The organism is Paenibacillus sp. R-74696, from assembly GCF_055814915.1.
Window position 1 is genome coordinate 1 of record NZ_JBPULM010000046.1, and the last position, 15,278, is coordinate 15,278.

The 15,278-nt window shown below is 49.2% G+C and carries 12 protein-coding genes and 1 riboswitch; of the genes, 3 read left to right on the forward strand and 9 right to left on the reverse strand.

Going from position 1 to position 15,278, the window contains the following annotated elements; all coding sequences use genetic code 11:
- The 3 genes from ACSR9A_RS24590 to ACSR9A_RS24600 all read right to left on the reverse strand — a co-directional run.
- A partial coding sequence (locus tag ACSR9A_RS24590) for a hypothetical protein (protein ID WP_473760265.1) occupies positions 1–4,600 on the reverse strand: 4,600 nt, incomplete at its 3' end.
- A 272-nt stretch (positions 4,601–4,872) separates the two neighbouring features.
- Positions 4,873–5,907, reverse strand: coding sequence for a FecCD family ABC transporter permease (locus ACSR9A_RS24595; RefSeq protein WP_473760267.1), 1,035 nt, complete (start codon positions 5,905–5,907; stop codon positions 4,873–4,875).
- 2 nt (positions 5,908–5,909) lie between these two features.
- Positions 5,910–6,956 carry a FecCD family ABC transporter permease gene (locus ACSR9A_RS24600; RefSeq protein WP_473760269.1) on the reverse strand — a complete coding sequence of 349 codons (1,047 nt, stop codon included), beginning with the start codon at positions 6,954–6,956 and terminating at the stop codon, positions 5,910–5,912.
- Positions 6,957–7,155: 199 nt separating this feature from the next.
- On the opposite strand from ACSR9A_RS24600, the gene ACSR9A_RS24605 reads away from it, so the two are divergent.
- Together ACSR9A_RS24605 and ACSR9A_RS24610 are read left to right on the forward strand one after the other, a co-directional pair.
- Entirely contained in the window at positions 7,156–7,737 is a 582-nt protein-coding gene (locus tag ACSR9A_RS24605; RefSeq protein WP_473760270.1) for a TetR/AcrR family transcriptional regulator, read from the forward strand.
- 63 nt (positions 7,738–7,800) lie between these two features.
- Entirely contained in the window at positions 7,801–8,373 is a 573-nt protein-coding gene (locus ACSR9A_RS24610) for an NAD(P)H-dependent oxidoreductase (RefSeq protein WP_473760272.1), read from the forward strand.
- Positions 8,374–8,385: 12 nt separating this feature from the next.
- Here the strand turns inward: ACSR9A_RS24610 and thiC are convergent, their stop codons facing one another.
- The 3 genes from thiC to ACSR9A_RS24625 form a co-directional block, all read right to left on the reverse strand.
- Entirely contained in the window at positions 8,386–10,155 is a 1,770-nt protein-coding gene (thiC, locus tag ACSR9A_RS24615) for a phosphomethylpyrimidine synthase ThiC (RefSeq protein ID WP_473760274.1), read from the reverse strand.
- Between the two features lie 285 nt (positions 10,156–10,440).
- Positions 10,441–10,546, reverse strand: a riboswitch (TPP riboswitch).
- A gap of 34 nt (positions 10,547–10,580) precedes the next feature.
- Entirely contained in the window at positions 10,581–11,750 is a 1,170-nt protein-coding gene (locus tag ACSR9A_RS24620) for a glycosyltransferase family 4 protein (protein ID WP_473760276.1), read from the reverse strand.
- 88 nt (positions 11,751–11,838) lie between these two features.
- Positions 11,839–12,135, reverse strand: coding sequence for a hypothetical protein (locus ACSR9A_RS24625; RefSeq protein WP_473760278.1), 297 nt, complete (start codon positions 12,133–12,135; stop codon positions 11,839–11,841).
- A gap of 142 nt (positions 12,136–12,277) precedes the next feature.
- Here ACSR9A_RS24625 and ACSR9A_RS24630 point away from each other — a divergent pair, with 142 nt between their 5' ends.
- Complete coding sequence (locus ACSR9A_RS24630) at positions 12,278–13,039, forward strand: tryptophan-rich sensory protein (protein ID WP_473760281.1); 762 nt, start codon at positions 12,278–12,280, stop codon at positions 13,037–13,039.
- 127 nt (positions 13,040–13,166) lie between these two features.
- Here ACSR9A_RS24630 and ACSR9A_RS24635 read toward each other — a convergent pair whose 3' ends face one another.
- From ACSR9A_RS24635 to ACSR9A_RS24645, 3 genes are all read right to left on the reverse strand, one after another.
- Positions 13,167–14,072 (reverse strand): ATP-grasp domain-containing protein, encoded by a 906-nt coding sequence (locus tag ACSR9A_RS24635; RefSeq protein ID WP_473760283.1) that lies wholly within the window; start codon positions 14,070–14,072, stop codon positions 13,167–13,169.
- Between the two features lie 153 nt (positions 14,073–14,225).
- Positions 14,226–14,603 carry a 1,4-dihydroxy-6-naphthoate synthase gene (locus ACSR9A_RS24640; RefSeq protein ID WP_473760284.1) on the reverse strand — a complete coding sequence of 126 codons (378 nt, stop codon included), beginning with the start codon at positions 14,601–14,603 and terminating at the stop codon, positions 14,226–14,228.
- A 116-nt stretch (positions 14,604–14,719) separates the two neighbouring features.
- Positions 14,720–15,091 (reverse strand): hypothetical protein, encoded by a 372-nt coding sequence (locus ACSR9A_RS24645; protein ID WP_473760286.1) that lies wholly within the window; start codon positions 15,089–15,091, stop codon positions 14,720–14,722.
- Between the last annotated feature and the right edge of the window lie 187 nt (positions 15,092–15,278).

A 15,278-nucleotide genomic window follows, 5' to 3' on the forward strand; every position in this document is an offset into this window, starting at 1 on the left:
TTACGCTATCCGTCGACAGATGCTCCGCCTTTACGGCTCCTTCCGCCAGCGCTTCACTGCTTACACTCGCAAAAGCCAACTTCGATGACGTTATGCTCGATTCACCAAGCTTTTCCGTCGTGACACTGTTATTCGCCAGCTTATCGCTCGTCACGCTCTCTGCCGTCAGATGTTCAGCAATTACGGCTCCTTCCGCCAGCGCTTCACTGCCTACACTTGCAAAGGCCAGCTTCGATGACGTTATGCTCGATTCACCAAGCTTTTCCGTCGTGACACTGTTATTCGCCAGCTTATCGCTCGTCACGCTCTCTGCCGTCAGATGTTCCGCAATCACGGCTCCTTCCGCCAGCGCCTCACTTCTTACGCTCGCAAAAGCCAACTTCGACGACGTTATGCTCGATTCACCAAGCTTTTCCGTCGTGACACTGTTATTCGCCAGCTTATCGCTCGTCACGCTATCCGTCGCTAAATGCTCCGCCTTCACGGCTCCTCCCGCCAGCGCCTCACCATCTACGCTCGCAAATGCCAGCTTCGATGACGTTATACTCGATTCGCCTAGCTTTTCCGCTGTGATGCAGCCATCCGCTAGCTTATCGCTCGTCACGCTCTCTGCCGTCAGATGCTCAGTGATCACGGCTCCTTCCGCTAGCGCTTCACTGCCTACACTTGCAAAGGCCAGCTTCGACGACGTTACACTCGATTCGCCCAGCTTTTCTGTCGTGACACCGCCATTCGCCAGCTTATCGCTCGTCACGCTCTCTGCCGTCAGATGCTCAGCAATCACGGCTCCTTCCGCCAGTGCCTCAATGCCTACGCTCGCAAATGCCAGCTTCGATGCCGTTATACTCGATTCGCTCAGCTTTTCTGTCGTGACACTGCCATTCGCCAGCTTATCGCTCGTTACGCTTTCTGCCGTCAGATGCTCGGCTATCACGGCTCCTTCCGCCAGTGCTTCACTACTTACACTCGCAAACGCCAGCTTCGATGACGTTATGCTCGCCTCGCCCAGCTTTTCCGTCGTGACACTGCCATTCGCCAGCTTATCGCTCGTTACGCTCTCTGCCGTCAGATGCTCGGCTATCACGGCTCCTTCCGCCAGCGCCTCACTGCCTACGCTCGCAAAGGCCAGCTTCGATGACGTTATGCTCGCCTCGCTGAGCTTTACCGTCGTGACACTGCCATTCGCCAGCTTATCGCTCGTTACGCTCATTGCCGTCAGATGCTCGGCGATCACGGCTCCTTCCGCCAGAGCTTCACTTCCTACGCTCGCAAAGGCCAGCTTCGATGACGTTACACTCGCCTCGCCGAGCTTTTCCGTCGTGACACTGCCAATCGCCAGCTTATCGCTCGTTACGCTCATTGCCGTCAGATGCTCGGCGATTACGGTTCCTTCCGCCAGAGCTTCACTACTTACGCTCGCAAAGGCCAGCTTCGATGCTGTTATGCTCGCCTCGCTGAGCTTTTCCGTCGTGACACTGCCATCTGCCAGCTTATCGCTCGTTACGCTCTGTGCCGTCAGATGCTCGGCGATCACAGCTCCTTCCGCCAGCGTCTCACTGCTTACGCTCGCAAAGGCTAGCTTCGATGACGTTACGCTCGCCTCGCCCAGCTTTTCCGTCGTGATGCAGCCATCCGCCAGCTTCTCAGTGCGGATTGTGCCATTTTTCAGCTTGCTTCCAAAAATACTCTCATCCTCAGCACGGTCAACTGTAATAACATCGGCTGTGAGATGCGCTAAAGACAGCGAGTTTTTACGAATATGATAGCCCTGCACCGTTTCCGCCCGAAGATGCTTGCCAGCTATCGTCTCTAGTTGCAAATGCTCGCCAGACACGGAATCCTTTCCAAGCTTTAACTCTGTCACACTGCCATCCTGCAAATTAGCACTAGCGACGCTGTTTATAGCTAAATGCCCCTCGTCGATGCAATACAGCTGAATATGCTTTTCTCCTACAGAAAGCGGGGCCAGCTGTTCAGATGTTACCGCTTGACTTTGCAAATGCTCCGTACCGATAATACGCTGCTGGAGCGCTGCACTGCCAATTGCCCCCTTCTGAATATGCTCGCTTGCAACGCTTGCTTCCGCCAGATTTGACGCCGTCACAGCACCTTCCGCTAAATGAACATCGCGGATGCTGCCTTCCTGTACGTGAATACCCAACACCGACCCATTGGATAAATGACGGCTGTGAATCGCTTCTCCCGCAATATGCTTCGGCTGTATAGCATCCTGCGCTAATTTAGCAGAGTGAATCGCCAAGTCAGCAACCTGCTCACTTCCAACCGCTCCAGGCTGCAAATGGGAGGCCACAATAATCCCACTTTGCAGATGCTCTTTCTTAAGCGAGCCTAGCTGAATGTGAATGCCTTCAATAACAGCTGGAGCGATGTGCTCGCCTTGAATGGTTCCTGGGGCAAGCTTAGTTCCCGTCACACTTGATTCAGCAAGCTTTGCTCCCGTTACACTGTAATCTGCGAGCTTATCCGACGTCACCGCTTCCGGGGAAAGCTTGAGTGAATTGACACTGTGATCTGCCAAATGATGCGAAGATACAACGCCAGGTGCAATATATCTTTCTGTCACAGCTTCATAAGCAAGCTTTGCGCTCGTCACGGCGCCATCATGGAGCATTCGAGTTGTAATCGCATCATCTACAACATGCTTCTCATGAATAATATGCGGTTGTAAATGATTGGAATTTATCGCTTCAGGCGACACGGCCTCTCCCGTAACAGCTCCATTTGCAAAATGGTACGCCCGCAGCGCTTCCGGCGCGATTTTGTGAAACGTAATCGCTTCATCGCGCAATTGCTTCGTATCTACCGAATTATCTGCAAGATGCGCAGCAGATACAGCTCCAGCAGCCAGCTTTGCCGAAGTGACGCTTTGTTCCGCAAGCTGTCTGCTGCCAACAGCCGCATCTGTCAAATGCTGCACCCGAATCGCTCCCGGCGCAATTTTCTCATCTGTAACGGAGCTGCTGCGCAAATGCTCCGTACCAACCGCCTCTTCCCGCAGTTGGACGCCAGATACGGTATTTACCGCCAAATGACGATTGTGTATTTGTCCGTCCGCTACTTTCTCAGATGTTATGCTGAGACGGCTCAAATGTCTGGATTGCACCGCATCATCGGCGAGCTTTGCCGCGGTTACACTTTGCTCCGAAAGCTTGGAAACGGTAACCGCATGATCAACCAGCTTGATTGTTGATACGGACTGATCCATCAGCTTGGAGGCTGTTACGGCTTGATCAACGAGATGACCGCTTTCGATTTGGCGCGGTGAGATATTTGGCCCCAGAACGGCCCCCGCCTGCAAATGAGCGCTGGATACCGCTCCGCTTGCTAGACGCTCGGCGTCTACTGCGTTCGGCTGCAATTCCCTTGCTCCGACCGCGCCTACTTCCAGATGCTGGGCGCTTATTTCGCCTGGGGCCAAATGCTTTCCCGATATTACTCCGACGGCAACATGATCGGCGAGCAATACCCCAGGTTTAATATGCACGGAATCGACGGACTCTGGGGCTAGCTTCTCCGTATGCACAGAACCATCGCGCAGCTTGGAGCGGGTTACAGCTCCATCGGCGAGCTTGGAATTGTTTACTGCATCATTCGAAAGGTGCTCGGGACGGACAGCTCCGCTTTTGATTTTGCTAGCGGTGACGGACTGTTGTCCAAGCAATTCTTCCGTTACTAACATCCGTTTCAAATGCCTCGCTTCAATCGAGCCGTCGGCAAATTTGTCGGAACCGATCGTACGATCTGCGAGCTTCTCGGAAGAAATGCTGTTATTTTGCAGCTTCTCTCCTGTTACGGAGCCATCTGCCAGCTTTGTTCCTGCGATAGCATTGTTGGCCAGATGTTCCGATATTATCGCTTCTGGTGCGATTTTGCTGCCGGATACAGCTCCCCTAGCAATGTGAATAGCTTCAATCGCATAATCCTGCACAGCTGTTCCATCGACGCTTCCCGCACATAGCTTTGTGGAATCAATAGAAGCTGGCGCAATTTTGTCGCCGGTAACCGAACCATCCACTAAATCGTCGGTATAAATAAATGGATTTGGCCCGCCAAGCTCAGGATTTTGTTTCTCTGCTACCAGCGCCAGCTTCTCTTCATGACTCAGTACAGTATTCTCTTCTTGGCTCAGTTCAGTATTCTCTCCATGACTCAGCTCAACAATCTCTTGATGGTCGCTGGCAAATGCAAGCTCAACTGGCTGGTCTACATCCAGCAGCAGTTCCTCCTGCACATCCACTGATGGCGCCTCTTGCTTAAAAATTGGCGACGATCCTTGCTTCCCAACCAATTGAATACCTTGCAGTTCTGCATCAGCCTCGCTTGGCAGTAGCTCTCCTTCTTCAGCTTGCAGCTGGTCAATGCTGAATGAAGCTTCCGGCGCCGCAATCGCATTAATGCTAACCGTCTTCGCCTGCCCTGCATTTGCCGGCTTTGATTCTTCCAGTTTCTGGGTTGCTTGAGCTTGCGCCTTTTTGCTATTTAAATCATCGAGCCATTTCAATTCAGAAGCATTCGGATTATCAACGTAAAAAAGCGGCCTTTTTCTTCTCGAGCTTCCTGTTTTTCTGCTTTTCGCCATTGCCCTCTCCTTCTTCCACCTGATTTGTCTTAGGCAATATATGCACAAACCTATGGGCTCGTTACTTGATCTTGCGGGCTGACAGGCAGAAGTATGACGGACTAACAATCCCCGTAAAGTAAAAGAATGGGGCAAAAGCCCAAAAACACAATAGGACGCTCCACTTTAACGCAATAACATCCATTCCACTCCTATATAGAAAAAAGGCCTTCCGAAAGCGCAAAGCGCTTCGAAAGACCTCATAAAACAATAATAAATGGTGCTGCCACAGCCTATTTGGAACGGGAGAGCAAGTAAAGAAAATACGGAGCGCCAATGACGGCGATTACGATACCCGTCGGGATTTCCGAAGGCTGGAACGCCCAGCGGGCCAGCGTATCGGACACAATGACGAGCAATGCTCCTGCCATCGCGGAAGCTGGAACGAGTATTTGATGCGTCGGTCCAACAAGACGACGAGCCAAATGCGGACCGATCAGCCCAACAAAGGAAATGCCACCGCCAACGGCCACGCACGTTGCAGCCAGACCTACCGCTGCTGCAAGCAGCTTCATCCGGTCCTTCTCAACCGGCGACCCGAGTCCCGTTGCCATTTGTTCGCCAAGGTTCAAAACGTTCATTGTACGAGATTTGTACATCACGTATGGAATCAAAATTAATATCCATGGAAGGGCTGCTTGTACAAACTTCCAGTTCGTACCCCATATATTTCCAGCCAACCAAATTTGAACGAATTGAAAGTCATTCGGATCAAGTGCTAGGCTGAGTACTATAACAAGCGCACTAATTCCGGCTTGCACCGCAACACCGACCAAAATCATCCGCGTAGGCAGCAGCCCGTGATAACGTTTATAAGATAATGTATAAATCAGCAAGGCAGTAAGTCCAGCCCCGCAGAATGCAAGCATCGGCATGACAAATGGCGACGCCATCTGATTATCACGGAAAAAGGAGACATACAAAATAACCATTAGTCCTGCTCCAGCATTAATGCCGAGCAAGCCCGGATCGGCCAGCGGATTACGGAACAAACCCTGCATCACACAGCCGGAAACAGCAAAGCCCGCACCGATCAATACGGAAATAACGATACGAGGCAAGCGGAAATCAAATAAAATCAGATCCTGCTTCGGTGTTCCATATCCGAATAACGTTTTGAACACATCAAGTGGAGTAAGCTTAATAAATCCTGTATTCATACTAATCACAAAAGCTGTAACAATAAGAACGCCCATAATGGACATGACTATTATAGCTCGCCTTGTTCTTTGCTGCTCGCTTTTTGAAATTAAAGTAGCGGTGCTCATAACTATAAGTTCCCCCTTTGCTTAACCGCAAGATAAAGGAAGAACGGAACACCAATAATAGCAATTAGAGCGCCAACCGGCGTCTCATAAGGGCTATTAATCGTACGCGCTACAATATCAGCTACGATGAGCAAAAGCGCACCAAGCACGGCGGAACAAGGAATAATCCAGCGATAATCCACGCCAACCAAATAACGGGCCACATGGGGAACAATTAGTCCGATAAAGCCGACCGCTCCGACAACGGATACCGATGCACCGGCCAAAATGAGCGTGACAATAATGCCGATCGTCTTCGTCAGCTTCGTACGCTGACCGAGGGACACCGCCACATCATCACCTAGACTGAGCAAGGATATGGAGCGTGAAATCGCAATGGCTGCCAAGATGCCGCCGATAATCCAAGGGGCAACAATGCCAATTTGCGACCATTTTGTACCGGCAATGCCGCCTGCATACCAAAATGCAATATCCTGTCCAATTTGAAAGTGAATTTGAATCCCTTCCGACAGGCTCATGAACAATGTACTAATAGCTGCGCCCGCAAGCGTCAGCCGGACAGGCGTCAAGCCGCCCTTGGCGAGCGAGCCGATACCATAGACGATACCTGCGGCAAGCGCCGCTCCAAAGAAACAAATAATCATAATTTCCAAATGCGACATGCCGCGGAAAAAAGCAAAGCAAAGCGCCAGCGCAAAGCCTGCGCCCGCATTAAGCCCGAGCAAGCTCGGATCGGCCAGTGGATTTCGGGTCATCCCCTGCATAACGGAGCCTGATACCGCGAAGGCAGCCCCTATAAGTGCAGCTGCAAGCGCCCTTGGCATTCTCAGCTCTTGAATAATCTGATGCTGGGTAATATCCGGATTAAAATTAAAAACGGCAGTCCAGACCGTGGATAAGCTAATTTTAGCCGCTCCGACCGAAATAGATAAAGCAAGGCCAAATAATACAGCGGCTGTGCCAACGATAAGAATGATGGTCGCTACTAGCGGCCTTGAACGCTGCCTCATCTGCTTTAATTCCTGTTTTTGCTCCTGTTTCAACGACATGATGCAGCTACCTTTCCCTTCACACCAAACAAAATGGTATCATGATAACGATTCTCGTTTTCAAATATACCAAAGTTTGTTTGTTTATTCAAGCGTAAACGGCTACCGCCATCCTCTGGTGGCAAAGCTACCGTTTCGAGGGTTAAATATAAATTGATTGCCCCTTGCATTTTAGTTAGTGTTCACTTACAATACAAACATGAATAAAAAATCACATGCCGATAGTAAAAAAAAGGATATTTTGCAGGCGGCGATGCTGCTATTTGCCACGAAGGGCGTTGACGGCGTTTCCGTCAAAGAAATCGGGCATGCTGCCGGGGTTACCGATGCGGCGATTTACAAGCATTTTAAAAGCAAGGACGCCGTTGCCTTGGAAATCTTTGAGCAGGATTGTGCCAGCTACACCGCTTTAATCGATTATTACGTGCAGAAGGACGGAAGCAGCGCCAGCCGGTTTAGGCAATTAATCGATGAGGTACTGCAAATGCACGATGAGGACCAGTACGGATTGCTGCTACTTGCCCAGCAGCATGAGCTGTTTTATACAGCGAGGATGGAAGGGCAGCTTAGACAGCCACTAGATGCATTAATTGATTTTATAGAGCAGGGTATTGAGCGCGGGGAGCTTCCAGAGCAAAATGCCCGCCTGTCGGCTGTTATGGTGATCGGCATTATAACCCAGCTTGCTGTATCCAGCATGCATGGCGATCTTCCCTCCCAGCTTGCGCCGGACGCTGAGCAGATTAAACGGCATCTATTAGCTTTAATTGGTCATTCGTGACCTTTTCTTTTTGATCAATTAGTTAGTGTTTGTTAACTAAAATAAGAGGAGTGTTTCAAAACGATGAAAAAAATATTAATTATTCAAAGCAATCCCGTTGAAGGAAGCTATAGCGAGGCGCTGGCTGCCGCTTATGCCGAAGGAGCCGCTGGCGCCGAGGTCCGCACTATTCATTTGTCCCAGCTCGACTTCAACCCCGTCCTGACCGGTGGCTACAGCAATAAGGAACCACTGGAGCAGGATTTGCAGGACGCGCAGGCGCATATCAAATGGGCCGATCATCTTGTTTTTGTATATCCAACCTGGTGGGGCGGGCCTCCCGCTTTGCTTAAAGGCTTTATTGATCGCGTCTTTCTGCCCGGCTTTGCTTATAAATATGTGAAAGGAAAGGCGCTTCCTGAGCAGCTGCTCAAAGGAAAAACTGCCCGGCTCATCGTCACGATGGACGCACCGGGCTGGTATTATCGTTTTTTCCAAGGCATGGCTGGCCACAAAATGATGAAAATCAACATTCTGCAATTTTGCGGCGTCAAATCCGTCCGCTTCACTACGCTGTGCGAGGTCAGAAAATCATCGCTCGCAAAAAGGCAAAGCTGGCTTTCCAAGGTGAAGCAGCTCGGAGAACGGTACGCCTAAGCAACTATCATTTTATGTTCCGCTAACATATATTTTGCTTCCCGATGCCTTGAATGCTTCGGACTTCTCCTTCATCCCTGCTTCAATGGCCTCAGTCGTCTCCAGCCCACTCCGCTCCGCGTACTCTCTAATATCTTGCGTAATACGCATGCTGCAAAATTTAGGACCGCACATCGAGCAGAAATGGGCCGACTTGGCGGCCTCCGCCGGCAGCGTCTCATCGTGGTACGCCATGGCGCGCTCAGGATCCAGCGACAAGTGGAACTGGTCGCGCCAGCGGAACTCGAAGCGCGCTTTCGACAGCGCATCGTCCCGCAGGCGGGCCCTTGGATGACCCTTGGCCAAGTCGGCAGCGTGGGCAGCTATTTTATACGTAATAACCCCCTCCTTCACATCCTCCTTATTTGGAAGCCCAAGATGCTCCTTCGGCGTCACATAACAGAGCATCGCAGTGCCAAACCAACCGATCATGGCAGCGCCAATAGCGGATGTTATATGGTCATAGCCTGGTGCAATATCAGTTGTCAGTGGCCCCAGCGTATAAAAAGGCGCTTCATCGCATACCTCGAGCTGGCGGTCCATATTTTCCTTAATCAGATGCATGGGCACATGCCCCGGTCCTTCGATCATCACCTGGACATCATGCTTCCAGGCGATTTTCGTCAGCTCGCCCAGCGTATCCAGCTCGGCAAACTGCGCGGCATCGTTGGCATCGGCTATCGAGCCCGGACGCAGACCATCTCCTAGAGAGAAAGACACATCGTAAGCCTTCATAATTTCGCAAATCTCCTCAAAATGCGTATATAAAAAATTTTCCTGATGATGGGCCAGGCACCATGCCGCCATAATGGAGCCGCCACGCGATACGATGCCCGTCACCCGCTTGGCTGTGAGCGGAATGTAGCGAAGCAATACGCCTGCATGGATCGTAAAATAATCAACCCCCTGCTCCGCCTGCTCTATAAGCGTATCGCGAAATACGTCCCAGCACAGATCCTCCGCTTTGCCATTAACCTTCTCCAGCGCCTGATAAATCGGCACCGTGCCGACCGGTACCGGAGAATTGCGAATAATCCATTCGCGCGTTGTATGAATATTTTTCCCTGTGGACAAGTCCATAATCGTATCCGCGCCCCAGCGCGTCGCCCATGTCATCTTCTCCACCTCTTCCTCAATAGAAGAAGCTACTGCGGAATTGCCAATATTGGCATTAATTTTCACATGAAATTGCCGACCAATAATCATGGGCTCGATCTCGGGATGATTAATATTGGCTGGTATGATCGCACGCCCAAGCGCAATCTCCGAGCGGACAAATTCAGGGTCCATCCCTTCTCTTATCGCAATAAATTCCATTTCATGCGTGATGATTCCTCGGCGCGCATAATGAAGCTGGGTGACGTTATGTCCTTTTGCCGCCCGCAGCGGCCGCGTCGTTATTGGAAAAAGCTCCGCTCCGCGCTCGCTCGCCTTCTCAGCCGTCATGAAGCCGTTATCCTCTGGCCTTATCGTGCGTCCGTCATACCGCTCCACATCTCCTCGCCCTTGGGTCCAGTCTCCCCTTACATGTGGCAGCCCTTTATAAACATCCGCCTCATATGCGGTATCGGTATACGGCCCACTCGCGTCATACACACGGATCGGCGCATTCGGTATTTTTTCTCCGTTTCTGCCTGTGCTTGCCTCCAGCTCAATTTCGCGCATTGGCACCCAAATATCCAGTCTTGCTCCCGATTCGTACACTTTGCTGCTACCCGGCAGCGGATTCATAAAAATCGTCATATGCAAAAAACCTCCCATGGCATTATGAAATTCCACCAGGAGGCCTTTAAACGTATATTCAGTTGGAAAATGCAGCGCTAGGCGCCTGTTCCTTTGCTTTCATTCCATTAGGCGGGATGACGACGCCCCACAAACGAAGACGCCAAAAGGCGCTCCGCTTGCCTGCTTTTTCAACCAGAGGGCAACAAAAAAACCGCTCCGGCGAAGAAGCGGCAGAATGTGCAAACATACGCGAATGGCAGAGCTTCCCCCATGCTAAAAAAGCAAAAAGAAGCTGCTCGCGATGAACTCACTTTCCCACTTTCCTACGCTGGCATAACCCAGATCAGGTTCAAAGGGACCAAAGCTCATTCGCTTTATCTCAGCCATGAAGGCGCCCCTAGTGGATTTCCTTGTTAGACTATACCGCTCCCATATACTGGTTGTCAATTCGAATCAAACAGTTTTCGTTCATTTAGCACATTCATCCAGCTGCGACCCGTATGCTGCCAAGTAAAATTCCGCTCCACCCGCTCGCGGCTCTTCTTCCCCATACTCGCCCTAAGCTCGGAGCTTTCGAGTAAAGCATGCAGCTTGGCTTTCAGCTCATTTTCCAGATTTTGCTGCGATATCAAATAGCCAGTGACGCCGTCCCGTACAATTTCCTTCATGCCTCCCGCCCGTGTGGCCACTACTGGAAGGCCCGTCGCCATCGCTTCGACATTAACAAGCCCGAAAGCTTCACGCTGTCCGGAAGGTACGATTGCCATATCTGCGGCTAAAAACCAGCCCGGCACTTCGGTATAAGGCACATAAGGAACGAAGCGTACATGATTGGGGTAAGCGCGGCCGAGCTGCTGGAGCTTGCGGGAATAAGCGGTGGAGCGATGTGAGCCATAGAACGGACTGCCAACGATGACAGCAAGCATATTAGGATGTTTTTTTACCAGCTCAGGCATAATATGCAGCAGATGGTGAGCGCCTTTCAGTGGAATGAGCCTGCCGAGAAAAATAACGACCTCGCGGCCCACCAGCTTTTTCGCCTGCCGCTGCCGCTCCCGCTTCTGTCGCCCTTCCTCGGTAAACCGCGACGGAAAAAGCTCCGTCTCTACGCCGGGATAGACGACTCGTATTTTCGCTGCCGATTCAGGCGCCCTCGTCGCAACGACGCGGCGCAGAAACTCGCTATTTACAATAATGCGATCGGCCGCTTGCAGGCTTTGGTGCAGCCTGGCCGGTGAGATATGCCCGGGACTTAGGAAAGTAGAGGAATGCAGGCTCAGCCAAATCCGGGCGGCCGGCAGCTTTTTCTTAAGGGCAAGCACGTTATGGGGACGATTCTCCACCTGAATAACATGCGGCTTGTAGGCAGCTAGGGAACGTCCAACAGCGGCAATATAGCTTGCTTTGTTCACCGCTGGGAATCTGACGCAGTCGACGCCGCCCACTAGCCCGTTGCCTTTCAGTCCTTTTGTCGTCCTGCCGTAAATGCGGGGATGAATCCGATTTTTCAGAAGTGGAACGAATTTTTCGACTACCCGCTCGACCGAGCTGCTTTTCGCGGATGGGATCGGAAATGACCCTGGCGTAACAAACGCCACTTTGGCAAGCGTCATTTCGTGCAACTGCCTCCTTGCGCATTAAAATGGCAATATAATTGCGATAGCATACGCGCTGCTCTCGCACATTGCCACTAGTTTGCTGCTAGCTGGACGGCCGAAGGACATTCAAAGCCATTCGCGCAGGTGTATAGATAGCCAAATAAGCCCCTCCTATAATAAAAACAGGATTAAGCAGCACCGCATGAATTTCGGTCATAAACACGGTGCCCTTCAGCATCGTTCTCGTTATCGCCGAAGCAATGGAAATAAACGTCGTAAAAAGCAAAATGGCTGCCAGCGCATCCATAACAAGCTGCGCCTTCCGGCTGCGGTTGCCAATCCAGCCTGCTGCCAGACAGCAAGCAGCAAGTATAAGTGTGATGGAGACAGTTATGGTCATTTAAGCAAATACCCCTTCTCTTTTGCGCTTTCCTACATGAAGCTTGAGCTTTTTGTGCAAGAAATAAACGAGATGGAGTGAAATAAAAGCCTGACATGGTGAATAAGACAATAGAGATGCTCAAGGAGAGGAGAAAAATATAATGAACGCTGCCTATCGCTGGCTTAACGCTTTTGGACTGTTGATCGTCATTGTCGTCAATGCACTCGCCGTTACCCTGCCGCTTGGAGGCAAAACGACTGCCCAGCTTGCGGCGCAATACCCGATTTTGTTCATGCCCGCTGGCTATGCCTTCTCCATCTGGAGCCTGATTTATTTGCTGCTTGCCATATTTGTTATTTATTCCTTTCTGCCCTCAGGCAGAGCAAGCAGGCTGCCCGCACAGATAGGCATCTTGTTTTTCGTTAGCTGCCTGTTTAATGCGACTTGGATTTTTGCTTGGCAATACGAGAAGGTGTACGCCAGCGTATTTATTATGCTCGCGCTGCTCATCACGCTGATCGCCATCTATACGCGCGTCAGAACGCTCGGCTGGCAGACGGCAACGACGGGCGAACGCTTTTTCATATTGCTGCCCTTCAGTCTCTATCTCGGCTGGATTAGCGTCGCGACCATCGTCAATATTACTTCTGCGCTGTACAAATCGGGCTGGCAGGGCTTTGGGCTGTCCGAGACGGCTTGGACGATTATTTTGCTGGCAGTCGCTACCTTGCTCGCCTTAATCATGGGCTGGTGCTACCGCGATGCCGCTTTCGCCGCCGTCTTCGTCTGGGCGTTCATCGCCATCATCGTCAAGCAGCAGGGACAGGAAGCCATCGTATTCAGCACGCTCGCTGTTACGATTGTGCTCGCGTTGTTTATTGTGCTTTTGCTGGTGTTGAAGCTGCGGAGGCTTCGTGGGTAGTGGTGGAGTGAAGTGAGGGGAAAGAAAATAGCTTGCCTGTTTGAGATGAGAATGATCCAATGCAGCTTCCTTGGTTGCATTGGATCATTCTCATCTCTATATTTGAAAAGCAATTCACAAATTTGGCCTAATGAATATTTGCTAATTTAATTTTATTATAGAAACTTATAAGGTCTGCGTTATCGGGCAGGCCTGATACTTGCCCATCTCCCAATTCAAGAATGACCCATGAGCCATTCTCAACTTTTGCTATATCCATTGTGAAAAAGTGACTGTTTATTTTCTTCGCAATTTCTATAAAGGGAGTTAGATCTGGTATATTTTCATCATATATTCCCTCGTCCCAATATTCCAGCGTTATTAAAGGCTTACCTTCCAAGAAGAAAATTCTAAATTCCTTTGACAATGGTGCCCCACTTTGCGGATGGTAGGATAAAAATTCTAAATTTACGAATTCCTTAAACACAAGCCCTTCATTCAACTCGTCAGCTTGCAATTGTACAAATTTCTTTACTACTTGTAATATTTTTTTTGTATTTGAAGCATCGGGGATATAACAAGCTTCGTTCCAATCATGTTTACGTGATTTCACATAGTCTTTCAGAATAATGGGTCCCTGTCCAAATACTTCAACAGCATCTAAAACCTTGTCTAATGAGTCCTCTATTTCTGATTGGTGCAACCAAACCGTTAAAGGTGTAATCTCCTTAATAACCTCATATGAATTAGGGGTATAATGACAAAAATTATATTCATCTATAGTATTTATCAATTCAATATTTTTAGTTTTTAAATGATTATACAGCTGAAAATAAACCTCCCCCGTCATCATCCATCCACGATATAATGCTTTCTCTTTTTGTTCTTGGCTTGATATGTGCTTAGTAGCTTTCGCTGCATGATTAGATTGTAACTCTTCAAAATTTATTAAACTAACATCAAACCCTATTTGTTTCGCAACCTCATACTCTTTTTCATAGTCAGAATCTACTTTTTTAGGATTCATAGGGTCAGCACAGTATATGATCCGCATTATTAACCTCCAAATTTCAAAGATATTACCAATATCAATATAAATAAATTCTGCTTCCTTGCCTTACCGAATGTGGCTTTGTTGATTGTATTGTACGACCCTGCTGTTACGATGCAAACCCTACAATAGTTCCCCTCACGCAAACCTAAAATCTTAACGCTCTTTAAAATTATAACCGCCTTTTCTTGGAAGTTCATCTTCAAAGTCACATGAGGCTATCGCTTTGAATCCAGAGTCCCATAGTTTTGTCAACAATTTTGAAATTCCTGCAATATAAACCTTTTCTTCAACATCTTCAATTGATTCTATATCGAGATAGTATCTATAATATAAAAATTCATCACTTCCTTGGTTTCTTTTCTCATCAAAGAAATCACCATTATTAAAAATAAATATTTCAGCTTGTTCCGTTACAACTGTCGAACCTGTAACCAAACCCTTAACGATCATTGAAACTGTCTCTACGACTGATGTTTTCTCCTTATCGGTATCCAAAAATATCTTTGTAAACAAATCATATTGAGATTCCACTTGAAGCACCTCGCATTATTTAATCGGGGTAAAAGCTCCTTTCCCGTCCCCTCAATAACCTTATTCTCTTGCTTCTCCGTATTTGCTGCTGATCTCCCCACCGCTCCTTTAATTTCTTATACCTGTATGGGAGGAAGCTTCGATACCAGCTTGGCAGCTCCTGCTCCGAGCGAGATCGCTGCTCCCACGACCATAATCGCCTTCGCCACATTTTTACCGAATTCTCGGCTCTCTTCATAACTCGCTAGCAAACCCACTACTTTATTGTAGTTGTTCTTTATATACTGAAACGGCTCAACGAACTCCTGCTTCACACTCTCTTTTAATCCTTCAAATAAGCTGCCCGCTGTAATTGTACCGTCGCCTATTCCCATAACAAACGAAGTGAAACTAGGCACCGTTTCTTTCCAAAACTTTGTGGTTAATGGATTAAAAACTGCCGCGGCATTCAGCATATCCATGCCATCGCTGGCGAGTTGAGATACCACTCCATCTCCGACTCCAATAAGCATGACCGTATTTTTCGTAGCTTGCTGATTGGCATTAGGTGAATTGAATCTGCCTAGGCTTACGTCTTATTGGGCAAGAAATACCTATCCTAGAAGATACGATTTATTGCTATTTACTCCTTTCTAGTAGGGCAGTGTAACTGTAAGAAAGTGAACATAAAAAACA

Excerpts from the sequence above, each read along its gene's own strand:
- ACSR9A_RS24595 (WP_473760267.1), bottom strand. The coding sequence starts at position 5,907 with ATGAGCACCGCTACTTTAATTTCAAAAAGCGAGCAGCAAAGAACAAGG.
- ACSR9A_RS24600 (WP_473760269.1), bottom strand. The coding sequence starts at position 6,956 with ATGTCGTTGAAACAGGAGCAAAAACAGGAATTAAAGCAGATGAGGCAG.
- ACSR9A_RS24605 (WP_473760270.1), top strand. The coding sequence starts at position 7,156 with ATGAATAAAAAATCACATGCCGATAGTAAAAAAAAGGATATTTTGCAG.
- ACSR9A_RS24610 (WP_473760272.1), top strand. The coding sequence starts at position 7,801 with ATGAAAAAAATATTAATTATTCAAAGCAATCCCGTTGAAGGAAGCTAT.
- thiC (WP_473760274.1), bottom strand. The coding sequence starts at position 10,155 with ATGACGATTTTTATGAATCCGCTGCCGGGTAGCAGCAAAGTGTACGAA.
- ACSR9A_RS24620 (WP_473760276.1), bottom strand. The coding sequence starts at position 11,750 with ATGACGCTTGCCAAAGTGGCGTTTGTTACGCCAGGGTCATTTCCGATC.
- ACSR9A_RS24625 (WP_473760278.1), bottom strand. The coding sequence starts at position 12,135 with ATGACCATAACTGTCTCCATCACACTTATACTTGCTGCTTGCTGTCTG.
- ACSR9A_RS24630 (WP_473760281.1), top strand. The coding sequence starts at position 12,278 with ATGAACGCTGCCTATCGCTGGCTTAACGCTTTTGGACTGTTGATCGTC.
- ACSR9A_RS24635 (WP_473760283.1), bottom strand. The coding sequence starts at position 14,072 with ATGCGGATCATATACTGTGCTGACCCTATGAATCCTAAAAAAGTAGAT.